The organism is Rhodoplanes roseus, assembly GCF_003258865.1.
Classification (GTDB): domain Bacteria; phylum Pseudomonadota; class Alphaproteobacteria; order Rhizobiales; family Xanthobacteraceae; genus Rhodoplanes; species Rhodoplanes roseus.
In genome coordinates this window covers 1-24,777 of the sequence record NZ_NPEX01000016.1, presented here as the reverse complement: position 1 = coordinate 24,777, position 24,777 = coordinate 1, and the positions used below count along the sequence as shown (strand labels likewise).

General features: G+C 69.1%; 25 protein-coding genes, 1 tRNA gene and 1 pseudogene. 15 read left to right on the top strand and 12 right to left on the bottom strand.

The features are described from left to right. Positions 1-5: 5 nt before the first annotated feature. Complete coding sequence (locus CH341_RS04110; protein ID WP_111417759.1) at positions 6-275, bottom strand: hypothetical protein; 270 nt, start codon at positions 273-275, stop codon at positions 6-8. Positions 276-409: 134 nt separating this feature from the next. Beyond that, positions 410-2,197, bottom strand: coding sequence for a methyl-accepting chemotaxis protein (locus CH341_RS04105; RefSeq protein WP_111417758.1), 1,788 nt, complete (start codon positions 2,195-2,197; stop codon positions 410-412). A 395-nt stretch (positions 2,198-2,592) separates the two neighbouring features. Here CH341_RS04105 and CH341_RS04100 point away from each other — a divergent pair, with 395 nt between their 5' ends. Further along, on the top strand, positions 2,593-3,069 hold the full coding sequence (locus CH341_RS04100) for a pyridoxamine 5'-phosphate oxidase family protein (protein WP_111417757.1): 477 nt from the start codon (positions 2,593-2,595) through the stop codon (positions 3,067-3,069). A gap of 28 nt (positions 3,070-3,097) precedes the next feature. Here the strand turns inward: CH341_RS04100 and CH341_RS04095 are convergent, their stop codons facing one another. Together CH341_RS04095 and CH341_RS04090 are read right to left on the bottom strand one after the other, a co-directional pair. Further along, entirely contained in the window at positions 3,098-3,985 is an 888-nt protein-coding gene (locus CH341_RS04095; RefSeq protein WP_111417756.1) for a cation diffusion facilitator family transporter, read from the bottom strand. 649 nt (positions 3,986-4,634) lie between these two features. After that, positions 4,635-4,709, bottom strand: a tRNA-Thr gene (locus CH341_RS04090). A 130-nt stretch (positions 4,710-4,839) separates the two neighbouring features. Here CH341_RS04090 and CH341_RS04085 point away from each other — a divergent pair. From CH341_RS04085 to CH341_RS04075, 3 genes are all read left to right on the top strand, one after another. Next, the gene (locus CH341_RS04085) at positions 4,840-5,046 is read left to right on the top strand and encodes a hypothetical protein (protein ID WP_111417755.1); all 207 of its coding nucleotides are present in this window, start codon (positions 4,840-4,842) and stop codon (positions 5,044-5,046) included. Between the two features lie 82 nt (positions 5,047-5,128). After that, positions 5,129-6,418: a UDP-N-acetylglucosamine 1-carboxyvinyltransferase gene (gene murA / locus CH341_RS04080; RefSeq protein WP_111417754.1), complete on the top strand. Its 1,290-nt coding sequence runs from the start codon at positions 5,129-5,131 to the stop codon at positions 6,416-6,418. 107 nt (positions 6,419-6,525) lie between these two features. Then, positions 6,526-6,918 carry a DUF1236 domain-containing protein gene (locus tag CH341_RS04075; protein ID WP_146604363.1) on the top strand — a complete coding sequence of 131 codons (393 nt, stop codon included), beginning with the start codon at positions 6,526-6,528 and terminating at the stop codon, positions 6,916-6,918. Positions 6,919-6,946: 28 nt separating this feature from the next. Here CH341_RS04075 and CH341_RS34050 read toward each other — a convergent pair whose 3' ends face one another. Then, positions 6,947-7,312, bottom strand: coding sequence for a hypothetical protein (locus CH341_RS34050; protein ID WP_170149463.1), 366 nt, complete (start codon positions 7,310-7,312; stop codon positions 6,947-6,949). Positions 7,313-7,550: 238 nt separating this feature from the next. Between CH341_RS34050 and CH341_RS34045 the strand changes: the two genes are divergently transcribed. Both CH341_RS34045 and CH341_RS04065 read left to right on the top strand, forming a co-directional pair. Then, the gene (locus tag CH341_RS34045) at positions 7,551-7,931 is read left to right on the top strand and encodes a DUF1236 domain-containing protein (protein WP_170149462.1); all 381 of its coding nucleotides are present in this window, start codon (positions 7,551-7,553) and stop codon (positions 7,929-7,931) included. 1 nt (position 7,932) lies between these two features. Beyond that, positions 7,933-8,195 (top strand): annotated as a pseudogene (locus tag CH341_RS04065) (DUF3072 domain-containing protein). 160 nt (positions 8,196-8,355) lie between these two features. On the opposite strand, the gene CH341_RS04060 reads toward CH341_RS04065, so the two are convergent. Further along, positions 8,356-8,739, bottom strand: a complete 384-nt coding sequence (locus CH341_RS04060) for a hypothetical protein (protein WP_111417751.1) — start codon at positions 8,737-8,739, stop codon at positions 8,356-8,358. A gap of 302 nt (positions 8,740-9,041) precedes the next feature. Between CH341_RS04060 and CH341_RS04055 the strand changes: the two genes are divergently transcribed. Next, positions 9,042-9,908, top strand: coding sequence for a DUF1236 domain-containing protein (locus CH341_RS04055; protein ID WP_170149461.1), 867 nt, complete (start codon positions 9,042-9,044; stop codon positions 9,906-9,908). 94 nt (positions 9,909-10,002) lie between these two features. Continuing rightward, positions 10,003-10,569 (top strand): YgaP family membrane protein, encoded by a 567-nt coding sequence (locus CH341_RS04050; RefSeq protein ID WP_425376146.1) that lies wholly within the window; start codon positions 10,003-10,005, stop codon positions 10,567-10,569. Positions 10,570-10,582: 13 nt separating this feature from the next. Here the strand turns inward: CH341_RS04050 and CH341_RS04045 are convergent, their stop codons facing one another. Together CH341_RS04045 and CH341_RS04040 are read right to left on the bottom strand one after the other, a co-directional pair. After that, on the bottom strand, positions 10,583-11,431 hold the full coding sequence (locus CH341_RS04045) for a hypothetical protein (RefSeq protein ID WP_111417749.1): 849 nt from the start codon (positions 11,429-11,431) through the stop codon (positions 10,583-10,585). Positions 11,432-11,544: 113 nt separating this feature from the next. Continuing rightward, a complete protein-coding gene (locus CH341_RS04040; RefSeq protein WP_111417748.1) occupies positions 11,545-11,964 on the bottom strand; it encodes a hypothetical protein in 420 nt (139 codons plus the stop codon). A 202-nt stretch (positions 11,965-12,166) separates the two neighbouring features. Between CH341_RS04040 and CH341_RS04035 the strand changes: the two genes are divergently transcribed. Beyond that, entirely contained in the window at positions 12,167-12,823 is a 657-nt protein-coding gene (locus CH341_RS04035) for an MT-A70 family methyltransferase (protein ID WP_111417747.1), read from the top strand. Between the two features lie 123 nt (positions 12,824-12,946). Here the strand turns inward: CH341_RS04035 and CH341_RS04030 are convergent, their stop codons facing one another. Then, on the bottom strand, positions 12,947-13,984 hold the full coding sequence (locus CH341_RS04030) for a TerC family protein (protein WP_111417746.1): 1,038 nt from the start codon (positions 13,982-13,984) through the stop codon (positions 12,947-12,949). A 427-nt stretch (positions 13,985-14,411) separates the two neighbouring features. Here CH341_RS04030 and CH341_RS04025 point away from each other — a divergent pair, with 427 nt between their 5' ends. The 5 genes from CH341_RS04025 to CH341_RS04005 all read left to right on the top strand — a co-directional run bounded on the left by CH341_RS04025 (position 14,412) and on the right by CH341_RS04005 (position 20,105). Next, complete coding sequence (locus tag CH341_RS04025; RefSeq protein WP_111417745.1) at positions 14,412-14,717, top strand: DUF485 domain-containing protein; 306 nt, start codon at positions 14,412-14,414, stop codon at positions 14,715-14,717. Then, entirely contained in the window at positions 14,717-16,426 is a 1,710-nt protein-coding gene (locus CH341_RS04020) for a cation acetate symporter (RefSeq protein WP_111417744.1), read from the top strand. The genes CH341_RS04025 and CH341_RS04020 overlap by 1 nt, the downstream gene beginning before the upstream one ends. A 164-nt stretch (positions 16,427-16,590) precedes the next feature. Then, the gene (locus CH341_RS04015) at positions 16,591-18,405 is read left to right on the top strand and encodes a DUF294 nucleotidyltransferase-like domain-containing protein (RefSeq protein ID WP_111417743.1); all 1,815 of its coding nucleotides are present in this window, start codon (positions 16,591-16,593) and stop codon (positions 18,403-18,405) included. Next, positions 18,405-19,085 carry a 3'-5' exonuclease gene (locus CH341_RS04010; RefSeq protein WP_111417742.1) on the top strand — a complete coding sequence of 227 codons (681 nt, stop codon included), beginning with the start codon at positions 18,405-18,407 and terminating at the stop codon, positions 19,083-19,085. The genes CH341_RS04015 and CH341_RS04010 overlap by 1 nt, the downstream gene beginning before the upstream one ends. Before the next feature lie 123 nt (positions 19,086-19,208). Further along, the gene (locus CH341_RS04005) at positions 19,209-20,105 is read left to right on the top strand and encodes a sulfurtransferase (protein ID WP_170149460.1); all 897 of its coding nucleotides are present in this window, start codon (positions 19,209-19,211) and stop codon (positions 20,103-20,105) included. Positions 20,106-20,157: 52 nt separating this feature from the next. On the opposite strand, the gene CH341_RS04000 is transcribed toward CH341_RS04005, so the two are convergent. Then, positions 20,158-20,472, bottom strand: a complete 315-nt coding sequence (locus tag CH341_RS04000) for an ArsR/SmtB family transcription factor (RefSeq protein WP_111417740.1) — start codon at positions 20,470-20,472, stop codon at positions 20,158-20,160. 103 nt (positions 20,473-20,575) lie between these two features. Here CH341_RS04000 and CH341_RS03995 point away from each other — a divergent pair, with 103 nt between their 5' ends. Next, positions 20,576-21,325, top strand: a complete 750-nt coding sequence (locus CH341_RS03995; protein WP_111417739.1) for an SDR family NAD(P)-dependent oxidoreductase — start codon at positions 20,576-20,578, stop codon at positions 21,323-21,325. Between the two features lie 140 nt (positions 21,326-21,465). Here CH341_RS03995 and CH341_RS03990 read toward each other — a convergent pair whose 3' ends face one another. Next, the gene (locus CH341_RS03990; RefSeq protein ID WP_170149459.1) at positions 21,466-23,541 is read right to left on the bottom strand and encodes a hybrid sensor histidine kinase/response regulator; all 2,076 of its coding nucleotides are present in this window, start codon (positions 23,539-23,541) and stop codon (positions 21,466-21,468) included. A 224-nt stretch (positions 23,542-23,765) separates the two neighbouring features. Then, the coding region (locus CH341_RS03985) for a YcjF family protein (protein WP_210208177.1) at positions 23,766-24,777 on the bottom strand (1,012 nt) is incomplete at its 5' end.

The following is a 24,777-nucleotide window of genomic DNA, read 5'->3' as shown; positions in this document are numbered from 1 at the left end:
ACGGATCACACCCGCTCGGGCCGAGTGTCGTACGGCTGCTCCACGCCGGATGCGACGCGGGCGTCGCGCCGGCGCCAATAGCGAGCCTGCAGTCGCGGCGCCAGCCACCAGGCGATCGGAACCGCGACCAGAAAGCTGAGAACGACGTGCCACGGCATCAACGTCCGCGCGTCGTTCGCGAGCGGCGTCGAGGCGATGATGACGGTGCCGACCCCGAACAGGACGGCCTGCACCATCATGTAGACGAGACCTGCGATGATGGTTCGCGTGTACATCGGTAACTCCCTGCCATTTCTCCGACAACCGGCGCGGCCGCCGACTTGTTCCGCCGGCGCGGGGACGGCAGCCGACGCGAAACGCCGCGAACGAAGTCCGCGGCGCCGCGACCCTGGGAGCAAGGGCGAAGGATTCAGCCCGCCTTGCGCAAGAGCTTGTCGGACCGTTGCGCACCGCCCCGGTCGGCGCGCCGCTCGGGGCCCTTGTAGTTCGGATCGTCCTCCTTGCGGCGATCGAGCGGGCCGGTCCGAACGCTCATCAGGAAGTTCTTCACCTCGTCCTTCAGCTTCGTGCTCTCGTGTGCCAGCATGGCGGCGGAGGAGCGGACCTGCTCGGAGGCCGCTTCCGTCGCATTGGCGCCGCGGCTGACCTCGACGATCGTGCGCGCGACCTCGCCGGTTCCCATCGACGCCTGCTGGATGTTGCGCGCCACCTCGTGGGTGGCGGCGCCCTGCTCCTCGACGGCGGCCGCGATGGCCGAGGCGATCTCGGCGATGCGGGCGATGGTGGTGACGATCTCCTTGATGGCGCCCACCGAGTCGTGGGTCGCCGACTGCATGTCGGCGATCTGGCTGGAGATGTCGCCGGTCGCCTTGGCGGTCTGGGCGGCGAGGGCCTTCACCTCCTGGGCGACCACGGCGAAGCCCTTGCCGGCCTCGCCGGCGCGTGCCGCCTCGATGGTGGCGTTCAGGGCGAGCAGGTTGGTCTGCTCGGCGATCGCCGTGATCAGCTTGACGACGTCGCCGATCCGTCCGGCGGCCTGCGAGAGCTGGCCGATGCGCGCGTCGGTCTTCTCGGCCTGCCGCACCGCCTCGCCGGCGATGCGGGTGGATTCGGTGACCTGACGGCTGATCTCGTTCACCGAGGCCGCCATCTCCTGGCCGCCGGCCGAGACCGACTGGACGTTGGCGGAGGCCTGCTCGGACGCGGCCGCCACCGTGGTCGAGAGGTCGCGCGTCGTCTGCGCCGTGCGGGTGAGCGAGGTCGCGGCGGCCTCGAGCTCGCCGGAGGCCGCCGAGACCGTGCCGATGATCTCGCCCACGGCCGCCTCGAAATCAGTGGCGATCGTGTGCACGGCGGCCTGCCGATCCGCGGCCGCGCGCTTCTCGGCCTCGACCTGCTCGTCGCGCATCCGCACCATCTCCAGCCCGTTGCTCCTGAACACGCCGACGCTCCGCGCCATCAGGCCGACCTCGTCCTTGCGGTCGAGTCCTTCGACCTCGGCCGCGTAGTCACCGTGGGCGAGGCGGTCCATCGTCGCGGCCAGGCGCCGCAGCGGGCGGACCACGCCGAGCTGGATCCAGACGATCGAAAGACCGAGTGTCAGCACGAGTGCGACACTGGACACCACCACCGTGGTCGTGATGGTCCGGCTGGTGTGTGCGGACTCTTCGGCCGAGGCCTCCTGCATGGCCTTGTCGGCGTCCACCGTGATGCGCCGTAGCGTCTCGCGCATGGGATCGAGCTGCTGGGCGATTTGCGACGTATGGCGAAGCGCGTCCTCGCGCTTGCCGGTCAGCATGGCACGCTCGAGATCCGCATAGGCACGCATGGCGCCGTCGGCATACCGCCCCGCTTCGTCGAGCCGTCCGCTCACCTCGGGAAGCCGCCGCCGCGTTTCCTCGATCCGCGACAGGAGCTCCGTGTTGTTGGCGGCGATCTCCTGCGCCATGGTCCGGACGTCGGCCGGATCGGTCTGTGCCAGAAGCCGCCAGGTGAGACGGCCGAAATTGTAGGCCGAGATGTTGGTGCGCAGGCTGGAGCGGATCCCGGCCGCCTTCTGCTCCACCAGCTCGGTATAGCGCACATCGATTTTCAGCATCTGGCTCGACGCGTACCAGACCGTGCCGGCGACCACCGCCGCCAGGAGGCAGACACAGGCGAGAACTTTGTAGAGGAGCCGCACGTCGGACAGTTTCATGACGACCTCGAAAAGGCGGGAAATGGCAGCCAGCAGACGGGTGAGCGGGAGCGTCCGCGGCCCGGGACTAATCCCTGACCCCGCCGAAGCCATTCCTGTCTGCTCAGCAGCACGCTCATTGGTTGCGCTTGCGGGCTAACGGACTCTTAAAAATCGCCCGACACCACAAGGGCTAGTGTGAGTACGTATGCAACCGCAGAACATGTAGAGGGTTATAGTACCTCCACTCCAAAACCGAACGACTGCGGCGGGCATCATCATGTCCGCACCCCGCGGGCCAACCTACCCATATTGGCTATAATCCGCTCCGGCGCGCCGCGAGGAACCCCGGCGCGTCGACTTCCGTTTGTCCCACGACCGCCGGCGGCGCTTCGTCACCGGCCGAGGAGGACACGATGAGCGACGAGAACACGGACAAGGTCTGGGAGCTGATGAAGAGCGTCGGCATCTGCATGCTGGCGACCCGGGACGGCGAGGAAATCCGCGCGCGGCCGATGGGCGCTTATGTACGGCGCGAGGAGAACGCGATCTACTTCTTCACCGACATCCGCCGGCACAAGGACGACGAGATCGCGCGCGACCCGCATGTCTGCCTCGCCTTCGCGGATTCGCGCGGGCAAACCTACGTATCGCTCACCGGACGCGCGACCGTGTCGTACGACCTGCAGAAGATCAAGGAGCTGTGGTCGACGGCCGCGAAGGCGTGGTGGGACAGCGCCGAGGATCCCAACATCCGCCTCCTCACCGTGACGCCGCACGACGCCGAGTACTGGGATTCGCCCGGCACCGTGGTGAGCTACGTGAAGATGGCAGCCGCCGCCGTGACCAACACGCGCCCCGATCTCGGCGAGAACCGCAAGGTCGCGATGTGACACCGAGGCGCGGGCGTCGCACGCCGGCTCACAGCACCAGCACGCCGGCGTGCTTCGCCTTGTCCTCGGGCTCCACGTGGATCGTCACGACGGCGTGCTCGTCCTCGGCCTTGATGGCCGCCTCGAGCCGATCGCAGATGTCGTGCGCTTCGGCGACCGTCATCTGCCCCGGCACGACGAGATGAAACTCGATGAACGTGACCCGGCCGGCGTGCCGGGTCCGCACATCGTGGGCTTCCAGCGCGCCTTCGGCGTGCCGCGAGATGATCTCGCGAATGCGCAGCCGCATGCTCTCTGGCACGGCCGCATCCATCAGTCCGCCCGTGGACTGCTTCAGCACGCCCCATCCCGACCAGACGATGTTGACGGCGACGATCCCGGCGAGGATCGGATCCAGGATCGCCCACCCGGTCAGCACCGCGAGCAGCACGCCGAGCGCGACGCCCACCGAGGAGACGACGTCGGACAGGAGATGCCAGCCGTCCGCGGCCAGGGCGGGTGAGCGATGGCGGCGCCCCTGCGAGATCAGCACCCAGCACCAGACCGCGTTGATCGCCGTCGCTAGGCCGTTGATGAGAAGGCCCTTCAGCGGCGCGTCGAGCGTCTTCGGCTGCAGGAAGCCGTGATAGGCCTCGCGCATGATCAGGATGGCGGCGACGATGATCATCGCGCCTTCGAGCATCGCGCTGAAATACTCGGCCTTGTGGTGGCCGTAGGGGTGATTGGTGTCGGCCGGCAGCGCCGCGATCCGCACGGTGAGGAGAGCGGCGAGGGCAGTCGCCACGTTGACGATGCTCTCCAGCGCATCGGAATAGAGCGCGACCGAGCCCGTCACCCAATAGGCGGCGTATTTGAGCCCGAGAACCGTGACGCCGACCAGGAGGCTGCCGGTCGCGATCTGGAGGAGCTTGCTCATTGGCCTCGTCTTCGAAGGTACGCGGCCCTTTCCTAGACAAGATCCGGCAGGCCGGCAAACAGCCGCCGTGCGAATGACTTTCAACTGCGGCTACGCCGTCTTCACGTCACCGACTCGGCTGACGTTTGCGCAAGCGCAGCGCCTTGAGTGTGTGCAGAAATATGTTGATGCCAATCGCCGCGACGTATGGCGTCTCCGCTGGAGCTATCGCACCTTCGCGGAATGACATGCCGGATCTCTTTAGGCGTCTACAAAGTGCGCTCTCTTTAGGCGTCTACAAAGTGCGCTTATCGCTGGACTGCTCACAGCCGGAAAGACCGAAGACCAATCCGAGTGATCGGCTCCTACTTAACGTCCGTTTGTCCAGTCCTCTCCTCGATGCCCAACCTCAAGGTCGATGCGCTCGCTGATTCGGGCCGGCTCGAGCGGTCGGATCGACAACGTCGCCCTTGGCGAACTTCAAAACGTCTCTGAGGTGAATGAGCGCCAAGCAGCTGTTCGACCTGCGAAGGCATCTCTGCAGTAGATCATCTCGATAGTCGGCACGGATCGGGCACGTATTGGCACGCATTTTCGTGCTTTGTTCTTTCGATTCGCCGGCAAGAAGCAGGCCGCGCGACGCCCCAAGTGGCTGATTTCAGAAGATCGATGGTGCTGCCAGACAGGATTGAACTGTCGACCTCTCCCTTACCAAGGGAGTGCTCTACCACTGAGCTACGGCAGCATCGCGTTCGCTCGGCCGTGACCATGCACGACGCCGGAACGGCGGTTTCTTGCCACAAGGGCGGGGGCGGCGCAAGCGCGATAGTCGGGGCGGATTGCACCCCCGGAACCGCCATGCTCTAAGGCCCGCCATGGGCGAATCGGGAAAGGCGCAGGAACGGACCGCGCGCGACAGGCGCCTGTCCGCGGCGCTGCGGGAAAACCTCAAGCGGCGCAAGGCGCAGACGCGCGCCCGCCTGGACCCCGGCGAGGACCGGCAGGTCGCGGCCGGGCGGCCCGGGGGGGCGGCCGAGTCCCACGATTCCGCCGGAATCGTCGCCGAGAAGGACGCCGGCTAGAGTGGGACCGGAACGCCGTCGGCAGGATGCCGGCGGAAGACCCGGCATCGGGCGGCCCGGAGATCGGGCTCAGGGGGGCAGCATGGATCGGATTCGCATCGTGGGCGGCAGGCCGCTGAATGGGCGGATCGCCATCTCGGGCGCCAAGAACGCCACCCTGCCGCTGATGATCGCGAGCCTGCTCACCGACGAGCCGCTGGTCCTGGAGAACGTGCCGCGGCTCGCCGATGTCGCCCTCCTGCAGCGCATCCTCGGCAATCACGGCGTCGACGTCATGGTCGGCGGCAAGCGGCCCGGCGACGGCGAGTACGACGGGCAGACGCTGCACATCTCGGCCAAGCGGATCGTCGACACCACGGCGCCCTACGATCTCGTCTCGCGCATGCGGGCGAGCTTCTGGGTGATCGCGCCGCTGGTCGCCCGCATGGGCGTCGCCAAGGTGTCGCTGCCCGGCGGCTGCGCGATCGGCACGCGACCGGTCGACCTGCTGCTGATGGCGCTGCGCAATCTCGGCGCCGACATCGAGATCGACGGCGGCTATGTCCTGGCCAAGGCCCCGAACGGCCTGACGGGCGGCGAGATCGTGTTTCCCAAGGTGACGGTCGGCGGCACCCACACGGCCCTGATGGCGGCCGTGCTGGCGCACGGCCCCAGCCTCATCGAGAACGCCGCGCGAGAGCCCGAGATCGTCGACGTCGCCGACTGCCTGATCAAGATGGGCGCCCGGATCAAGGGCGCCGGCACGTCCCGCATCGAGGTCGAGGGCGTAGCGCGGCTCGACGGCACCCGCCACCGCGTGCTGTCCGACCGCATCGAGACCGGCACCTACGCCATGGCGGTGGCCATGGCGGGCGGCGACGTGATGCTGGAGGGCGCCCGGCCCGAGCTCCTGCAATCCGCGCTCGACGTGCTGGTCGAGGCCGGGGCCGAGATCGCCGTCACCAACGAAGGCATCCGCGTCAGGCGCAACGGCGCCGGCATCGCGCCCGTGGACGTGACCACGGCGCCGTTCCCGGGTTTCCCGACCGATCTCCAGGCGCAGCTCATGGCGCTGATGACGCGCGCCAAGGGAACGTCGCGCATCACCGAGACGATCTTCGAGAACCGCTTCATGCACGTGCAGGAGCTCGCCCGCTTCGGCGCCGACATCAAGCTCGACGGCGAGACCGCGACCATCGCCGGGGTGCCGCGCCTGAAGGGCGCGCCCGTGATGGCGACCGACCTGCGCGCCTCGGTCTCGCTCGTCATCGCGGCGCTGGCCGCCGAGGGCGAGACGCTGGTCAACCGCGTCTATCACCTCGATCGCGGCTTCGAGCGGCTGGAGAACAAGTTGATCAATTGCGGCGCCGAGATCGAGCGCATCAGCGCCTAGATCGTCCCGGCGGTAGCATCGCCCGCTCCCCCGCAGAGAGCGCAGGAACGAATGCCGCGCCGCCGCATTTCCTCACGAACCCCACCGCGCAACTCGTGAGGATGCTCATGCTTTTCCGGATGCCTCGACTGACCATGCTGGCGGTCGCCGGCACCCTGGCCGCCGCGCCCGCCTGGGCGCAGGAGCGCCCGCCGCTGCCGGCCATGCCGTCGACCGGCGGCGTCGGCACCGTGCCGAGCCAGCCGGCCCCGCTCACCGAGGAGCAGAAGGTCGCGATCACCCAGGCGGTGAAGCAGACCAACCGCAAGGTGACGGTGCCGCCGGGCGTGCAGGCTCATGTCGGCGCCGAGCTGCCGGCCTCGATGGAGCTCTACATGCTGCCCGACCTGGCGCTCGCGGACATCCCCGAAGCGAAACCTTATCGCTACACCGTCGTGGAAAATCGCGTCGTGCTGGTCGATCCGACCAACATGCGGGTCGTCGAGGTGATGGCGAAATAGCGGGGCGTCGGTCGCGCCGGCGACCTGATCACTTCTCGCCGGCACCCGACCCGAGCATGCGGCTCGCCGCGGTCGGCAACACGTCCAGATACGGCCCCATGAAAAAAGCCTCGCCGCTGCCTTCGCCGTAGGAGGCGTCGTAGGCGTCGATCATCTCGCGGACCGTGCCGGCACAGGCCGGCATGGACCGGACGATCAGGTCGCCGAGGGCGTCGGCGCTCGCCTGCTGGAAGCGCGGATCGGCGGCGATCGCCCGGACGATGCAGTTGGTGGTCGCCGTGACCATGCCCTGCAGCGAGGCCTGTGGACCCGACATGGACTTGGGCCGCGCGTCGAGCGGACCGGTGGCGACCGTGACGGCGAGCGACGCGGCGAGCAGCGGTGCCATGATCATGGTGATCCTCCCCCGTTCGTGGCCGTGGACACACGGCGCACGTCCCCCTCCGAGCGATCCGAGAAGCAAGTCGCACGCCACTCCTCGGCGATCCGCCGGACTCAGTCTATTGGGAATATCCTTAATGGCGCGTCAGCACCTGCGGCAGCGATGTGGCGAGACGCGTCCCGGGCACGGCCAGGAACTGCCCCGCCGAGCGGGCGTTGACCGAGGTTCGTACCGTCCAGGGAGCCCTGCCATGCGCCGACGCCTGCCGGTCCTGATGCTTGTGGCTGCCCTGAGCCTGGGCGCTGCGTCGGGAGCCGCCTTCGCCCAGACCACGCAACAGGACGCCCAGGATCCGGGGTCGGCGCCACGCGTGACGCTCAGCGAGGCGCAGCGCCACACCATCTATCAAAGCGTCAGCAGGACCCAGAAGAACAACGCGGCGCCCACTGGCTTCCGCGTCTCGATCGGCGCCACGTTGCCGCCGGGCGTCGAGCTCGCGCCGATGCCCGACACCCTGGTGACGCTGATGCCGGAGGCGAAGCCGTTCGCGGTCGCGATGATCGAGAAACAGGTGGTGCTCGTCGACCCGTCGTCACGACGGGTCGCCGTGGTCATCACGGCGGAGGAGTAGAATGGCGAAGACCCCGTCCGACGACACGGCGACCGAGGATCCCAAGCGCGACCCCAATCCGCCCGGCAACACCGAGAAGGACCCGAGCGACTGGGTGTCCGGCGACGAGCCGATGACGGGCGCGAGGCGTCCTATCTGAAGACCCTGTCGGAACAGGCGCACGATCCCGACGCCTTCGCGTCGGACCTGACCAAGGCCGAAGCGTCGAAGCGCATCGATGCGCTCAAGTCCAAGCTGGATCTGAATAAATCGGGACGTGGCTGACCCGGCTTCGGCTCGCTCGGACAATGTCCGGCGCCACCGACGCATCGCCGCGACGGGCCGCCGCCGGCGATCGCGACGCTCATGAGACACGGCGATGCCCGGAACGATACCGGGCATCGCAATCGTCGGCCGGCGCGGCCGATCCGTCACGCCGTCTTGGTCACGCCGTCTTGGTCTCGTCGACGGTCGTCTTCCACTTCGACATGCTCTCCGCGATGATGCGGGTCGAGGTCATGGCCGCCTGGTTGAGCTGGGCATAGCCGGCGAGCTCGCGCTGAACCCGCTCGCCCTCGCTGGCGATGTAGTCGCGCAGCGTCTGCAGCTCGCCGATCAGGTTCTCGATCTCGGCGAGCGACGTGCCGGCGACCCGCTGCACCAGCGTCGAGATGTTGCTCGCGGCGAACTCGCCCGAGCCGGTGTCGTTGGAGCGCCGCACCGGCGTGAAGTCGCGCCGGACGAACTCACGGATCTCGCCCTCGAACGAGGTCGCGGCGGCATCGACGTCGTCCTGCGGCTGCAGCGGCGCCTGGGTGGTGATGGTCATTCTCCCCGTACTCCTGGTTTGAAACTCGTCCCCGTTGCGGCCTGCCGCCCCGACCGCCTCGCGGCGTCCCCATCGGGATCGGCATGCGGCACGCAATCGACACGATTTGCTCAGCCCAATTTGACGTCGTCGCGGCCGTTATGGGGCGTTTGCTGCCCCGTTCGCGTCGAACGATCGTCGCAATTCGGGGATCCGTCCGACCGCTCACGCAGCCGTGTGGCGGTATGCCGGAACGGGGCGGAGAAGACCGCGTTGGGTTGTACTGTTTCCAGCACCGGAGAGACTGCATAACCGCAACCCGCATGCTCGCCGTCGGCCTCGCCCTCTTGACCGGCACCGCTGCCGCGAGCGCCCAGACCATCATCTCGCGCGAGGTGTCGAACGAGCCGGTCGAGACGCTGATCACGCGTGGGCCGGACGGCATCACGGTGACGCGCCGGCCGCTGCAGACCATGGCGCCGCCGGTCGTCTCGACCACTCCGGTGTTCCCGACCTACGGCCCGTCCGGCGAGACCTATGTCCAGAGCTGGACGCCGGCACCCGCCTGGACGCCCGCCTATGCCGCCTCGCCCGGCTACGTGACCGTCGCCCCGTCCGCGCCGATCGGCGGCACGGTCGACGTTCGGCCCTATGCGCCGGCTCCCGTGGCGACGGAGACGACCAGCACGGTGGTGGTCGAGGAATCGGTCGACGACCCGGTCCCGCCGCCGGTTCGCACCGTCCGGCGCGGCACGCCGCCGATCATGGCCCGTGCCGTCGAGCCGGAGCCCACCCGCACCACGCGCAGCAGCCGCACCGTGGCGCGGCGGGTGACGACGGAGCCGCTGGCCCTCGCTCCGGCGCAGCGGGCCGTCGTCTATCGGACGCTGGGGCAGCAGCAGTCCTACGATCCGGCGCTGCTCGAACGGGTGACGCCGACCTACGCCCAGCCCTACGGCGCGAGCGCCTGGGCTCCCGGCTATTCCGGTTACGCGGCCGCGCCGGAGCCCCGGCCGGTCACCTGGACGGTCGGCTCGGTGGTGCCCGAGGCCGTGACGCTGGCGCCGGTGCCGAGCCGCGTGGTGGCGCAGGTGCCGCAGGCCCGCGGCTACGGCTACGCCGTCGTCAACGGCCGCGTGCTGCTGGTCGAGCCGACGACCGGCACCGTTGTGGCCGACGTGACGCGCTGACGGCGCGCCGCGACCAGCGTCGATCCACCAGTGCGGCGGGGCCGAGAACCCGCCGCATCGCCCTGTCGATCACAGAAGAAGCCGGACACCCCCGATGACGATTCGTCCCAACACCGCGACGCTCCCGGGTACGCCGCAGCGCGTGCGCCGCATGACCGACGCCGAGATCAACGCCGCGATCGACCGCCAGATCGAGCGCAACATCCTCTTCTACGCGGAGCATCCCGACGAGATTCCGATGCGGCTGCGCAGCCTCGACGCCGAATGGGACATCGAGCGCGCCCTGCAGGCGAACGCCGCGGCGGTAGGCCTGACCGGCTCGCTGCTCGCCCTCACGCGCGGCGGTGGCTGGTTCGTCCTGCCGGCGCTGGTCGGCGGCTTCCTGCTGCAGCACGCGACCCAGGGGTGGTGCCCGCCGCTCCCGGTGATGCGCCGGATGGGATTCCGCACGGCCCGCGAGATCGACGTCGAGCGCAACGCCCTGAAGGCGCTGCGGGGGGACTACGCCACCGTGGCGAAGGACGGCGATTCGGCGGCCCGGGCGCGCGCGGCCCTGCAGGCGGCGCGGTCAGGCCCGTTCGCCGGCACCGGATCTCCGGTCCCGGCTCCGGGCGCCGTGAAGGCGACGGCGTCGCCGCCGACCGTGCCGAAGCCGGCCTGAGCCGCCCTGCCGCTCAAGGCGACTGCGGATAGCCGAAGAGGATTTCCGCCACCACGGGCTTCACGCCCTTGAGGGCGGCGTCCGTGGAGACGAACTCCTTGCCGGCCGCCTGGGCCTTGGCGGCCTCGGTCGCCTTGGGATCGGGGGCGAAGCGCAGGCCGACGCTGCAGCCGCCCGGAAGCGACGCCAGGGCACCGCCCTGCCAGTCGACGACGCTGCCACCGTCGTCCTGGTCGAAGCCTTTCAGCTTGAACGGCTTCCCGTTGATCTTCTCGAGCGCCGCGAGGCCGAGCCCGAGCTTCAGGCCCTTCGGCCCGGTCCAGGTCGACCCGCCCGTGACGACGATCAGGGCCGTGTCGCTGCGCGCCGCCTCGTTCTGCCACAAGACCTCGAGCCGCCGTTTCGGATCGTCCGGGAACAGGACGGTCGCGTTGAGCTTGCTGCCCTCCGGTCCGTCGACCTCCGTGAAGGTGACGTTCTTGTCGTTGAACGTCGAGGCCAGGGCGAGGTGATTCGAGGACTTGGCGAACACCCCCGAGCAGGCGATCGCTTTGGGCGCACCCGCAGGCGCGGCGGCCGGCTTGGCTGCCGCGGCGCGCGGCGCCGGAGCGACCGCCGGGTCGGCGCCTTCGGCCGCGGGTGTCGGGGCCGGCTTCGGCTTACGGGCCGCGCGCGGCTTGGCGGCCGGCTGCCCCTCGGCGGGCGCCTCGGTCGCCGCCGGGGCACGCTGCTCCATCTGCTGGGTCGGCGCCGGCCAGCGATCCTCGAGCTGGACCTGTGCGACCGCGACGGACGAGATGCCGATCAGGCTGGCGGCCACAAGGCTCGCGGTCGGCGAGAGGCGGAACGGGCGGACGATCATGACGGGCCTCGATACTCGGGAACAGATTCGTTGCGATGATAGCGGCTTTTTGCCGGCGAGTGGGGCCCGATCGAGGCAGCCCGGAAGCGGCCCCGCGAACCCGGCAGGCATCGTCAGGGAATCGGGCTGCGCAGCAGGGTGAACACGGGCGGCGACAACGCCACGAACACCACCAAGGGTGCGAACAGATCGCCCTCCGCGACCGCACTGCCCGAAAACGCCTCCGCCACCGCGCGGACCGGCTTTCCGCTCGCCACCACCAGCACGGCCTCCGCGGCGAGCGTCAGGACGAGCCACATCGCCCCGATGCCGAACGCCGCCCCGAAGCCGGGACGCACCGCCCGGACGAAAGACGCGATGGCCACTCCCATCAGGAGGATGCCGGTGACACCCGACACCGGCAGCGCATCGGATCCCAGGAACGGCACCAGCGCGATCTCGCGAAACGCGCCGTTGGCGAACGCGATGGCGAACAGCAGAAGCCAGAACAGGGCGGCGTTTCGGAACAAGGTCAGCAGCGGCTCCGGCGACATCGGCGCCTCCCTCGCGGAGGATGGGCGATCGCCCACTATCCTACTCCGAGACGACCCGGAGAGCCATGGCGGTGGTCGCTCGGACCATGCCGCCCTGGCGCGGCCGAGGCGAGCCGGGGTATGAGAACACGACCGGCAGCCGACATCCACTGCGCCGGCCCGTCGTTCGCCGCCGCCGCGCAGCCGAGCCGAGGTTCGCCGGATGACTCTCCCGCAGATCCCTCCGAGTGCCGCCGCGGCCGATCTCGCGGCCTTCGCGGCCGGCGGCCGGTTCGCCACCATCCTGGCCGACCCGCCGTGGCAGTTCGTCAACCGCACCGGCAAGATGGCGCCGGAGCATCGGCGGCTGTCGCGCTACGGCACGCTGACCCTGCCGGAGATCCAGGCGCTGCCCGTGGAGGCGCTCGCCGCGCCGACGGCCCATCTCTATCTCTGGGTCCCCAACGCGCTGCTGCCCGAAGGACTCGCCGTGATGCGAGCCTGGGGCTTCACCTACAAGTCGAACCTCGTCTGGCACAAGGTCCGCAAGGACGGCGGCTCGGACGGCCGCGGCGTCGGATTCTACTTTCGCAACGTCACCGAGCTGATTCTTTTCGGCGTCCGCGGCCGCAACGCCCGGACGCTGGCGGCCGGCCGCCGCCAGGTGAACCTGCTCGCCACCCGCAAGCGGGAGCACTCGCGAAAGCCCGACGAGCAGTACACCCTGATCGAGGCGTGCTCGCCGGGGCCCTATCTCGAGCTGTTCGCCCGCGGCACCCGGCCCGGCTGGACCACCTGGGGCAACCAGGCCGACGCGGGCTACGCGCCGACCTGGGCGACCTACGCCAATCACTCCCGCGCCGGGCTGCCGGCCGAGTAGCGGCGCGCTACGCCGCCGCGGCGGCGTCGCCGCCCGAGCCGGCCGGCGAAAGGCCGCGGCCGTGCCAGAGGACGCTGTCTCCTGGGTGGCGGACGCTGTCCGATGGAGTCGCGGGTGCGGGAATCAGGACGCACGCTTCGCATCGGCCTCGAGGGCCGGAGCCTCGCCGCGGGTCTTCCAGACCGACACGATCACGCCGCCGGCGAGCAGCGCCGCCGTGACGCCGAGCGAGACGAGCGGATCGACCTTGCCGACGATCTGGTTCCAGAAAATCTTCGCACCGATGAACACGAGCACCAGCGAGAGCGCGTATTTGAGGTAGCGGAAACGGTGCACGCTGGCGGCCAGCGCGAAGTAGAGCGCGCGCAGACCGAGGACGGCGAAGATGTTGGAGGTGTAGACGATGTAGGGGTCGGTCGTGATGGCGAGGATCGCCGGCACGCTGTCGACCGCGAAGACGAGATCGGCGAACTCGATCAGCACCAGGGCAACGAACAGCGGCGTCGCGAAGAGAACCGGGCTGCCGCCGGCCGTCGCCGCGCGCCGCACGAAGAAGCGGTCGTCGGCGAGCTCGCGCGTGACCCGCAGATGCCTGTGCATCCACCGCATCACCGCATTGTCGACCCAGGCGGAGGGATTATCGGCCACCACCAGCATCTTGATGCCAGTGGCGATCAGGATTGCGCCGAACAGGAACAGCACCCAGGAGAACTGCGACACGATCGCGGTGCCGAGCCCGATCATCACGGCGCGCAGCACGATGACGCCGAGGATGCCGTAGAACAGCACGCGGTGCTGCAGACGCGGCGGGACCGCCAGCGTCGCGAAGATCAGCGAGATGACGAAGACATTGTCGAGCGCCAGCGTCTTCTCGACGACGAAGCCGGTCATCCAGGCGATCCCGGCTTCGGACCCCATGCCGGACCACACCCAGGTGCCGAACGCGAGCGCGATCAGGATATAGGCGGCCGACAGCAGGAGGCTTTCCCGCGCCCGGATCTCACGCGCCTTCCGGTGGAGAACGCCGAGATCGACGGCCAGCAGCACCACGACGATGCCGAGAAACCCCAGCCAGGCCCAGGCGGGCTTGCCGAGCAGGTCGGCGCTCCAGGCCTCTGCGGCGAGGGTGTGAAGGGTCGAGCTTCCGAGCGGTGCATCCATCGCAATCCTCCAGATGTCGCCGTCTCGCGAGAAGGGGCGACAGGTGAAAGATCCGACATCACGGCAACGGCGCCGTCAGAGGGGCCCGGATCGACGAGAGAAGATTTGAGGAAGGCATCGCCCCATGTCCAGGCGAACCGGACCGGAACGGTCGCGCTAAAGCGCCGCAGCCCGTCCCCGACGCAGGAAGACGAGCAGCCTCAAGGTCTTGCCCAGTCAGCCTCGGAATTGCTGCATCGCGTCGGCGCCGCCCCACCCGGGCGGCCGCCCACGCGCTCGTCGCCGAATGGCGGCCGAACAGTCCTTGGTGCGTCTTTGGTCGGATTGCGTCGTCTGGTCGCCCTCACTATCGTGCCACCCAAGACGAGAGCCGTAAAAAAAAGACGGCCGAAGTCGGAGCGGGAGGCTCGACACCAAGGGGGACGCCGTGAGTGCGCCGTCGTACGACTCGATCAAGAACGACCCACAATTCCAGGAGCTCGTCTCGAAGCGCTCGCGCTTCGCCTGGACGCTCTGCCTGGCGATGCTGGTGATCTATTTCGGCTTCATCGCCGTGATCGCCTTCGCGCCGAGCCTTCTCGCCATCCGTCTTGGAACAGGCGTGACCACCGTGGGCATCCCGGTGGGCCTCGCCGTCATCGTCTCGGCCTTCCTGCTGACCGGCATCTATGTGCGCCGGGCCAACTCCGAGTTCGACGACATCACCCAGAACATCGTCGGGAGGCAGAAGTGATGCGTACGGCTCGCACGTTCAAGGCGGCCGGTCCGCTCCTCCTCGCCGGGCTCGCGGCTCTCACCGGCTTCGCCGATGCGGCGCAGGCCGCCGGCGCCATCGAAGGCGGCGGCAAGCAGAACCTGAATCTTCCCGCCATCATCATGTTCTTCGCCTTCGTGGCGATGACGCTGGTGATCACCTATTGGGCAGCGCGACGCACGCGCTCGGCAGCGGACTTCTACGCCGCGGGCGGCGGCATCACGGCCGGGCAGAACGGCCTCGCCATCGCGGGCGACTACATGTCGGCCGCCTCGTTCCTCGGGATCTCCGGCCTCGTCTTCGCGTCCGGCTTCGACGGCCTGATCTACTCGGTCGGTTGGCTGGTCGGCTGGCCCGTGATCCTGTTCCTGATCGCCGAGCGGCTGCGCAACCTCGGCAAGTACACGTTCGCCGACGTGGTCTCGTTTCGCCTGGAGCAGACCCAGATCCGCAGCCTGTCGGCGATCGGCACGCTCACCGTGGTGGCGTTCTACCTGATCGCCCAGATGGTCGGCGCCGGCAAGCTGATCGAGCTGCTGTTCGGTCTTCCCTATCTCTACGCCGTGATCGTGGTCGGCGCCCTGATGATCGTCTATGTCGCCTTCGGCGGCATGGTGGCGACCACCTGGGTGCAGATCATCAAGGCCTGCCTGCTCCTCGGCGGGGCCAGCTTCATGGCCCTGATGGTGCTGATCACGTTCGGATTCTCGCCCGAGGCGCTGTTCAAGAAGGCGGTCGAGACCCACCCGAAGGGTGCCTCCATCATGGCGCCCGGCAATCTCGTGTCCGATCCGGTCTCGGCGGTGTCGCTCGGCTTGGCCTTGATGTTCGGCACGGCCGGCCTGCCGCACATCCTGATGCGGTTCTTCACCGTGTCGGACGCCAAGGCGGCGCGCAAGTCGGTGTTCTACGCCACCGGCTTCATCGGCTACTTCTACATCCTGACCTTCATCATCGGCTTCGGCGCCATCACGTTCCTGATGAACGATCCGAGCTTCTACAAGGTCGGGGCCGACGGCGCCTACAACAAGGTCACGGCCCTGCTGGGCGGGACCAACATGGCGGCGATCCATCTCTCCAACGCGGTCGGCGGCTCGCTCTTCCTCGGCTTCATCTCGGCCGTGGCGTTCGCCACCATCCTGGCCGTGGTGGCCGGGCTGACGCTCGCCGGCGCCTCGGCGGTCAGCCACGACCTCTACGCCTCGGTGATCGCGCGCGGCCGCGTCTCGGAGGACCGCGAGGTCCGCGTCTCCAAGGTGTCGGCCGTGCTGATCGGCATCGTCGCGATCGTTCTCGGCTACATCTTCGAGAACCAGAACGTCGCCTTCATGGTCGGGCTCGCCTTCGCAGTGGCGGCGAGCTGCAACTTCCCGGTCCTCTTGATGTCGATCCTGTGGGGTGGGACCACCACGCGCGGCGTGCTGATCGGCGGCCTGCTCGGCCTGATCAGCTCCGTGGCCCTGGTGGTCCTGAGCCCGGCCGTGTGGGTGAAGACCTTCGGGTTCGCGACGGCGCCGTTCCCCTACGACAATCCGGCGCTGTTCTCGATGTCGATAGCGTTCGCCGGCATCTGGCTGTTCTCCAAGCTCGACAACAGCAAACGGGCGCAGATCGACCGGGCCGGCTTCGAGCACCAGAACGTGCGCTCGGAGACGGGAATCGGCTCCCACAAGGCCGTCGCCCACTAGACGGTCGCTCGGCCGGTCAGCCTCGGCGGACCGGCCGACACGCGTGCATCCGGGCGGCCGGTCCGACGGGATCCGGCCGCCCGCGTCTCTCCGGTCCAGCCGCGACCGCCCCCGCGCGACCAAGGGCCTCAGATCCGGGACCGTCACCGGTGGTCGTGTGATCCATGCCGCAGGCCTTCGACGCCCAGAATCCGCCCTTCGACCGGCTCAGCCACGACGAGATCGGCACGCTCCGGGCGGCCATCGACATCGGCTATTTTCCGCCGGGCGAGACCGTCATCGCGGCCGGGCAGCGCTCCGAGCACCTCCACGTCGTGATCAAGGGACGCGTCGCGGAGCGCGACGGCGACACCCTCGAATCCGGCCTCGGCCCGAAGGACACGTTCGACGCACGCTCGCTGGTGCACGGGCCGGCCGGGACCACCTTCGTGGCGGCCGAGGAGACGCTCTGCTATCTGCTGCCCAAGGCCGTGGTGCTCGACCTGATCGGACGCAACCCGGGCTTCGCCGCGTTCTTCTATTCGGAGATCTCGCGAAAGCTGCGGTCCTACGAGCGGCGCGATCACGAGGGCGTCGACTCGACCCTGCGGGCCCATGTGCGCGAGGTGCGCTTCCGGCCCGCCGTCTTCGTCGACGGCAGCACCACCCTGCACGACGCCGGCCAGATCATGCAGGACCGCAACAACAACACCCTGTTCGTGCGCGACGGCGACCGGGTCGGAATCGTCACCGGGGCGAACCTCGCCAAGGCCTTCGTGGTCGACCGCAAGCCGCTGGAGGCGCCGGTGCGCGAGGTCTGCCATTTCGAGGTGGTGTCGATCGGCCTGGACGACTTCGTCTTCGCCGCCGTCATCGCGATGACCCGCCACAACAAGCGGCGGCTGGCGATCCGCGGCGAGGGCGGCTATGTCGGCGTGCTCGAGGACATCGACATCCTGGGGCTGGTCGCCGGCAACCCCCAGCTCATCCCGGGCCAGATCGAGCAGGCCCGGGCACCGGCGGACCTCAAGTCCTGCGCGCTCGACATCCAGAGCCAGGTCGAGCGGCTGCATCGCCAGGGCGCCCGGGTCGAGGTGATCGCCGAGATCACGTCGGACCTCAACCGGCGCCTGTTCGCCAAGCTGTTCGACATGATCGCGCCTCCCTCGATCCGGGAGAACGGCTGCCTGATGGTGATGGGATCGGAGGGGCGCGGCGAGCAGACGGTCCGTACCGACCAGGACAACGGCCTGTTGCTGGCCCGACCGGTGCCCGAGGAGGACCTCGCCGCCTTCCGCACCGCCTTTTCGGGCGCGCTGGAGAGCTTCGGCTTTCCCCCCTGCCCCGGCGACGTGATGGTGAAGAACCCGCGCTGGTCGCAGCCCGCCGACGACTTCCTGGTCCAGGTCGAGGGCTGGATTCGGTCGCCCGCCGAGGACGGGCCGATGAATCTCGGCATCTTCTTCGATGCCGTGTCGGTGACGGGCCATCCGGAGCTGCTCGATCGCGCCAAGACCGCGATGATCGACATGATGCGGGGGGAGACGGCGTATCTGGCCCGCTTCGCCCGCGCCATCGACCTGTTCGCCGGGGCAAGCGCCGGCATGCTCACCTCCTTCATGGCGTCGGTCGGTGTCGGCTCCGACGAGATCGACGTGAAGAAGTCCGGCACCTTCCCGATCGTGCACGGCGTCCGCACGCTGGCGATCGACCAGGGGATTCGCGAGGTCTCGACGGCACGCCGCATCGATGCCCTGGCGGAGGCCGGGCTGTTCGGCGCCGATCTCGGCCGTGAGCTCTCCAGCGCGCTGTCCTATTTCATGGAGATCCGCCTGCGGGCGCAGCTCGCCGCCATCGCCACCGGCCGGCGCGAGCGCGAGTCGATCGTCCGTCTGGGCGAGCTGACGACCCGCGACCGCGACCTGCTGCGCGACGCGCTTCGGGTGGTGAAGCGCTTCCGCGAGATCGTCCGCAACCGCTATCACCTGAGCGTATTCTGATGCGGTCCGAGATCCTCCGCCGCTCGCGCGCACTGTTCGACCGGATGCTTCTGGCCGACAACGCGTATGCGTTCCTGTTCGAGCCGGACGAGACCGGCGAGGTGGTGTCGCTCGACTGCGAGACATCCGGATTCAACATCCTGGCCGACGACGTGATCAGCATCGCGGCGATCAAGATCCGGGGCAACCGGATCCTCACGAGCGAGACGTTCCGGGCCCTGATCCGGCCCGGTGCCGCCATGGACGTCAGCGCCATCAAGGTGCACCAGCTCCGCGAGGCCGACGTCAAGCTGGGCCGCACCATTCGCGAGGTGATGCCCGAGTTCCTGCGCTTCATCGGCAGCCGGCCGCTGGTCGGCTACTGGGTGTCGTTCGACGTGCGGATGATCAACAAGTACCTGTTCGGCATGCTCAACATCAACCTGCCGAACCGCCAGTACGACGTCTCCGAGCTCTATTACGAGCGCAAGTACGGCAAGGCGCCGCCCGGCACCGAGATCGACCTGCGATACGCGGCGATCGCCGAGGATCTCTCGGTGCCGATGCTGCCCCAGCACGACGCCTTCAACGACGCCCTGGTGGCAGCGCAGATGTACGTGATCCTGCGGGACATGCAGAAGCGCAACGTCCGCATCCCGCGCCAGCGGACCGCGCCGCGGGCCGGCGACTTCTCCGTCTGATCGACCGCCCCGCCCCGGTTCACCCGTCCGACGGCGCGCCGTTGCCAGCGCGGATCGGAGTCGCACGGAATGACTGAAACGGCGTCCTGTGAGATAAGGGCCGGAGTCCCCGTGAGGAGCGCCATGTCCAGTCCGACTGTCGTCCGCGATCAAGTCCCCCCTCTGGTCAGCCCCGACTGGGTCGCGCGGCGGCTCGCAGACCCGGCGGTCCGCCTCGTCGACATTCGTTCCGTGGTCGACGGCGGCGGGCGCGCGGCGTATCTGACCGCCCACATCCCGGGGGCGGTCCACTCCGACTACGTCGAGGACGGGTGGCGCGCCACCAAGGGCATGGCGAGCGGACTGCTGCCGGAGGCGGACGTGCTCGCGGCGCTGCTCGGCGGCATCGGCCTGGGCCCGGAGCAGATCGCCGTGGTGATCTCGGCCGGCACCTCGGCCGGGGATTTCGCCGCCGCGGCGCGCGTCTACTGGACGCTGCGTGTGGCCGGCCACCGCCTGGTCACCATCCTGGACGGCGGCATGGCCGCCTGGAGCGCCGATCCGTCACGCCCGGTGGTGGGCGGCCCGAGCCGCAAGCCCGAAGCGCCGCCCTATCCGGTCGCGCTCGCAGGCGCGGCACGGGCTCTGCTGCCGCGGGTCGTCCGAGCCGTCGCCACCGACGACGCGGTGCTGCTCGATACCAGGGCGCTCGCCTTCTTCGAAGGCCGCGCCAAGAGCCCCCAGGCGCTGCGGCCCGGCCGGCTGCCCGGCGCCGTGATGATCGACCACACCACCGCATGGGATCCCGAGACCAGTCGCCTGAAGGATGCGACGGCGCTGTCGACGCTGTTCGCACACCTGCCGGCCGGACCCGTGATCGCCTACTGCAACACCGGCCATCAGGCGGCGACGCCGTGGTTCGTGCTGTCCGAGGTTCTGGGCCGGCCCGACGTCTCGCTCTACGACGGCTCGATGTCGGAATGGACCGAAGAGCCGGCGCGCCCCGTCGGCGCCGGACCGGACGAGCGCAAGCGGGGGTGATACGCCCCCACACGGCGCATCGTGGCTCCGCTCGACGGATGAACGAGGCGCCCTACTCTCCCGCGTGCTTCAGGATCGCCTTCAACAGCCCCGGAAACCGCGCATTGATGTCGGCTTCGCGCACCGTGTTGCGGTGCGCGACGCCCTTCTTGGAGGTGCGGATCAGGCCGGCCTCGCGCAGCACGCGGAAATGATTCGACAGCGTCGACTTCGGAATCTCCGGGCAGGGCGCCGCCGCCGTGCAGGAAAGGCAGTCCCCGTCCTCCAGCAGCGCCTTGACGATGCGCAGCCGCATCGGGTCGGCGAGCGCGGCGAGGATTCCGGCCAGCGTGATGTCGGCGAGCGCGGGGTGAACGAACTGCACCATCGAAAAAGATATAGAGGCCCCCTTGACCTCATTCAATACTTCCATATTTCCGAACTTCTGTCGTACGGATCTGCTGTATGAAATTGGAAGAGGAACGACGATCGTGACCAAGACTCTGCAAGGCAAGGTGGCGCTGGTGACCGGCGCATCGAAGGGCATCGGGGCCGCGATCGCGCTCGAGCTGGCATCCCAGGGCGCCGCGGTCGCCGTCAACTACGCGTCCAGCCGGGCGGGCGCCGACGCCGTGGTCGGCAAGATCACGGCCGCCGGCGGCAAGGCGGTCGCGATCGGCGGCGATCTCGCCGATCCGCAGGCGGCCAAGGCGGTCGTCGACCAGACGGTCGAGGCGCTCGGCCGGATCGACGTGCTGGTCAACAACGCGGGCGTCTACGAGATGCTGCCGCTCGAGGCGATCACGCCGGAGCATTTCCACCGTCAGTTCGACCTCAACGTGCTCGGCCTGCTCATGGTGACGCAGGCGGCGGCGCGGCATTTCAACGACGGCGGCAGCGTCGTCAACATCTCGTCGGGCGCGTCGACCTTGGCCTTTCCGAATTCCGCCGTGTACGGCGCCACCAAGGCGGCAGTCGACCTCATCACCGACGTGCTGGCCAAGGAGCTGGCGCCGCGCAAGATCCGCGTCAACGCCGTCAATCCGGGCATGGTCGTCACCGAAGGGGTCAAGGCCGCCGGCTTCGACGCCGGTGAGCTGCGCAAGCAGGTCGAGGCAATCACCCCGCTCGGCCGTGTCGGCGAGGCCTCCGAGATCGCCGCCGCGGTCGCCTTCCTCGCGTCGGACGGCGCCTCCTACATCACCGGCGAGACGCTGCACGTCACCGGCGGGCTGCATTAGGCGAAGACCTCAACGCGTTGTCGCCGCCGCTGCCCCCTGAGACGTTTCGTGATCGTCACGATCCGCGGGGCGGGCGGCGGCGAGGCCGCGGCACGACAGGCTGTGCCCGAGCCGCGTTTTTCAGCAGGATCGCGAAACCCTCACGCCGCCGCCGGCCCGTGGCGATGGGCCAGCGCCGCGGCGAGCTCGCGCTGCAGGGCATCGATGTCGAACGGCTTGCGCAGCACCGGGAAGCCGTCGCGGGCGACGTCGCCGGCCCGATCGCTGAACCCGGTCATCAGCACGATCGGCAAGGCCGGCTGCAGGGTGCGCAGCTCACGCGCGAGATCGACGCCGCTCATGCCGCCCGGCATCAGAATGTCGGACAGCACCAGGTCGATCCGGTGCTGGCCGCTCAATGCAGTCAGGGCGTCGCGCGGCGACGCCGCGAAGGTCACGTCGTAGCCGAGCTGGTCGAGATAGGACCGGCAGACATCGGCCACCGCCAGATTGTCCTCGACGACCATCACGGTGTTGCGGCCGGCCGCGACGGCGGTACGTTCGACCGGCGGCTCGGCGGCGACCGGCTCGAGCGCCACGCGCGGCAGCAGCAACGTGACGGTGGTCCCGACGCCGACCCGGCTGTCGATGCGCACATCACCGCCGGCCTGACGCGCGAACCCGTACACCTGGCTCAGGCCGAGCCCCGTCCCCTTGGCCGTGTCCTTGGTGGTGAAGAACGGCTCGAACACGCGCGGCAGCACGTCGGGCGGAATGCCGGTCCCGGTGTCGGTGAAATCCAGCACCACGAAGGCCCCGGTGAGGCCGTCACCCGGCTCGTCCATGACGGCGTCGTGCACCGTCACGGTGAGGCGCCCCCCGTTCGGCATGGCGTCCCGCGCATTGACGCAGATGTTGAGGACCGCGACCTCGAACTCGCTCGGATCCACCTTCACGGGGCAGGATCGATCCGGCACGTCGATCGCGACCTCGACCTCGTCGGCGAGCGAGCGACGGATCAGCTCGGACAGCTCCGGCATGCGCCGGGTGAGGTCGATGCTCTGCGGACTCACGGCCTGCTGGCGCGAGAACGAGAGAAGCTGGCGCGTCAGCGTCTCGCCCCGCTTGGCCGCGGTCGTGATCATCTCGACCAGCCGGGTCTCCTTCTCGCCCTGGACGGTGCGCTTGAGCCGCTCGGCGCTGCCGGAGATCACCATCAGAAGGTTGTTGAAGTCGTGCGCGACGCCACCGGTCAGCCGTCCGACCGCCTCGAGCCGCTGCGAATGGCGCAGCGCCTTCTCGGCCGCCTCGCGCCGGAGCGCTTCGGCGTAGAGACCGGCGGTGCGTTGGTGCGCCACCCACAGGACCCACAGGAGCAGCAGCGTCGCCGGCAGGCCGAACACCAGATGTCCGCCGAGCGCCGAGAGCCACTCGGCGCGGACCAGGGCGAGGTCGACCGACGCGATGACATAGATCGGGAAGCCTTCGACACGGCGATATCCCACCCGCCGCTCGACCCCGTCGATCTGCGACACGCCCGAATAGAGGCCCCGGTAGGTCGCCGCCTTGATCTCGCGGAAGAACAGGCTCGCCGGCGGCAGCTTGGCTGACGCGAAGGGCCCCCCCGGATAGCGTGCCAGGAACGAGCCGTCATCGCGCATCAGAGCGTAAACCTCGCCGTGGCCGCGGGCGATTTCCTGGTAGAACTTCTCGAAGTCGTTCGGCAGCATCGAGACGCTGGCGATCCCCTCGAAGGCGCCGCTCGGTCCATTGAAGCGCCGGCTGAGGCTGAAGAAAGCCGGTCCTTCGATGAGCCGCGGGATGAATACGCTGCTCACATAGGTGCCGATGTCGGCCGGAACCTGCGCGGCGAAGAAGTCCCGGTCGGCGAGCGACGCGCTGCGCGGAGCCGGCACGAAATAGCTGTTCGCCAGCGGCAGGCCGTCACGCCCGATCACCCAGATCGACTGCACCTGCGGCAGCAGGTCGGCCATCCGTTTCATGCGGCGGTGAAGCTCCGGCTCCCGGGCGCCGACCTGCTCGGAGGTCGAGCCCGCGACCGAATCGACGAGCTCGTTCAGGATGAGCTTGCCGGTGGTGAGCACCTTCAGAGCGTGTTCGTGCAGCACGTCGAGGGACCGGACCAGCCGGTCGTCGGTGATCTCCTGGATCGCACCCCAGGAGACCCACGCCACGTACAGGAACAAGGTCGCGGGAACGACGACCGCTCCGACCATGAGGGCACGGAGCAGACGAAGCGTCCCGCGCCGTGCGCTCACCATCAGGCTCGGCTCCAGATCGATGCGGCGCGTCTGCGGGGGAAGGGGGAGCGGACGCGACAAAAGGGTTTTGCTTCAACGCAATGAAGTGGCAATGGTTCCCGCGCCGGTGACAGCGAAACGCCCCCGGCGATGCCGAGGGCGCGAGGTGGCGATCGTCTGTCGCAGGTGGCCTGCCGGCGTCACTCCGCCGTGGCGGCGCGCGGCGTCGCTCCGGCCGGGACGGTGTCGCCCCGATCGGCGGTGCGGAGCAGCCCGCCGGCCAGATCCTGCAGTGTCGGGCGCTTGAGCGCCGAGAACGGCAGCGGCCGGGTCACGTCCATGGCGGCGAGGCCGAGCCGGGCCGTCAGCAGGCCGTTCAGCACGCCTTCGCCGAGCTTGGCTGAAACCTTGGCGGCGAGCCCCTGGCCGATCATCTGCTGGACGACGCCGTCGCCGACCGACAGTCCGCCCGTGACGGCGAGATGCGCGATGACGTGCCGCATCAGCCGGACGAGGCCGAGCGCGCCGGGACGGCCGCCATAGAGCAGCGCCAGCTTGCGCACCAGGCCGAGCGCCGTGACCAGCACGAACAGCATGTCGATCGCGGCCCGCGGGCTGACCGCAGTGACGACCGAGACCCGCTTGGCCGCATTGGTGATCAACCGCGAGGCCTCCTCGTCCAGCGAGGTCATCAGCTCGCGCTCGGACAGATGGACGAGGTCGCGCCCGTCGATGATCTCGCTGAGGTGGAACTGCACCCGCACTCGGGCCCGGGCCAGCGACGGCATCTGACGGGTGACGGCGAGAAGCTCGGTCACGGCGGCGCGGCCGGTCGCCCGGTCGTCGGTTTCGATCGCAGCGATGGCCTGGTCGCGGACCTGGTCGATGGCCTTGAGACGCAACAGGCCGGCCGCCTCGCGCCCGGCGATCACGGTGAGCGCGACGGACGCCACCGCGGCGAGCACGAAGCCGAGCGTGCCGAGCCAGCCGGAGTGGCCGTAGAGGTCGGACACGAGATCGATGACCGAGAGGCCGAGGCCGAGAAGCACGAGCCCGCCGGCCGCCCCCCAGAACAGCATGCCCCAGGGCACCTGCCGGCCGGCCACGACGACGTCGCGCGGCGTGTCCTGCTCGGCCGCGACCGTCGCGGGCGCCGCCGCCACGGGCGGCACCACGCTGGCGAACGGGCGGCGCGTCTCGCGCACGGGCTCG

What these genes read in the sequence shown, in the direction of transcription:
- CH341_RS04110 (WP_111417759.1), bottom strand. Translation starts at nt 275, where the DNA reads ATGTACACGCGAACCATCATCGCAGGTCTCGTCTACATGATGGTGCAG.
- CH341_RS04105 (WP_111417758.1), bottom strand. Translation starts at nt 2,197, where the DNA reads ATGAAACTGTCCGACGTGCGGCTCCTCTACAAAGTTCTCGCCTGTGTC.
- CH341_RS04100 (WP_111417757.1), top strand. Translation starts at nt 2,593, where the DNA reads ATGAGCGACGAGAACACGGACAAGGTCTGGGAGCTGATGAAGAGCGTC.
- CH341_RS04095 (WP_111417756.1), bottom strand. Translation starts at nt 3,985, where the DNA reads ATGAGCAAGCTCCTCCAGATCGCGACCGGCAGCCTCCTGGTCGGCGTC.
- CH341_RS04085 (WP_111417755.1), top strand. Translation starts at nt 4,840, where the DNA reads ATGGGCGAATCGGGAAAGGCGCAGGAACGGACCGCGCGCGACAGGCGC.
- murA (WP_111417754.1), top strand. Translation starts at nt 5,129, where the DNA reads ATGGATCGGATTCGCATCGTGGGCGGCAGGCCGCTGAATGGGCGGATC.
- CH341_RS04075 (WP_146604363.1), top strand. Translation starts at nt 6,526, where the DNA reads ATGCTTTTCCGGATGCCTCGACTGACCATGCTGGCGGTCGCCGGCACC.
- CH341_RS34050 (WP_170149463.1), bottom strand. Translation starts at nt 7,312, where the DNA reads ATGATCATGGCACCGCTGCTCGCCGCGTCGCTCGCCGTCACGGTCGCC.
- CH341_RS34045 (WP_170149462.1), top strand. Translation starts at nt 7,551, where the DNA reads ATGCGCCGACGCCTGCCGGTCCTGATGCTTGTGGCTGCCCTGAGCCTG.
- CH341_RS04060 (WP_111417751.1), bottom strand. Translation starts at nt 8,739, where the DNA reads ATGACCATCACCACCCAGGCGCCGCTGCAGCCGCAGGACGACGTCGAT.
- CH341_RS04055 (WP_170149461.1), top strand. Translation starts at nt 9,042, where the DNA reads ATGCTCGCCGTCGGCCTCGCCCTCTTGACCGGCACCGCTGCCGCGAGC.
- CH341_RS04050 (WP_425376146.1), top strand. Translation starts at nt 10,003, where the DNA reads ATGACGATTCGTCCCAACACCGCGACGCTCCCGGGTACGCCGCAGCGC.
- CH341_RS04045 (WP_111417749.1), bottom strand. Translation starts at nt 11,431, where the DNA reads ATGATCGTCCGCCCGTTCCGCCTCTCGCCGACCGCGAGCCTTGTGGCC.
- CH341_RS04040 (WP_111417748.1), bottom strand. Translation starts at nt 11,964, where the DNA reads ATGTCGCCGGAGCCGCTGCTGACCTTGTTCCGAAACGCCGCCCTGTTC.
- CH341_RS04035 (WP_111417747.1), top strand. Translation starts at nt 12,167, where the DNA reads ATGACTCTCCCGCAGATCCCTCCGAGTGCCGCCGCGGCCGATCTCGCG.
- CH341_RS04030 (WP_111417746.1), bottom strand. Translation starts at nt 13,984, where the DNA reads ATGGATGCACCGCTCGGAAGCTCGACCCTTCACACCCTCGCCGCAGAG.
- CH341_RS04020 (WP_111417744.1), top strand. Translation starts at nt 14,717, where the DNA reads ATGCGTACGGCTCGCACGTTCAAGGCGGCCGGTCCGCTCCTCCTCGCC.
- CH341_RS04015 (WP_111417743.1), top strand. Translation starts at nt 16,591, where the DNA reads ATGCCGCAGGCCTTCGACGCCCAGAATCCGCCCTTCGACCGGCTCAGC.
- CH341_RS04010 (WP_111417742.1), top strand. Translation starts at nt 18,405, where the DNA reads ATGCGGTCCGAGATCCTCCGCCGCTCGCGCGCACTGTTCGACCGGATG.
- CH341_RS04005 (WP_170149460.1), top strand. Translation starts at nt 19,209, where the DNA reads ATGTCCAGTCCGACTGTCGTCCGCGATCAAGTCCCCCCTCTGGTCAGC.
- CH341_RS04000 (WP_111417740.1), bottom strand. Translation starts at nt 20,472, where the DNA reads ATGGTGCAGTTCGTTCACCCCGCGCTCGCCGACATCACGCTGGCCGGA.
- CH341_RS03990 (WP_170149459.1), bottom strand. Translation starts at nt 23,541, where the DNA reads ATGGTCGGAGCGGTCGTCGTTCCCGCGACCTTGTTCCTGTACGTGGCG.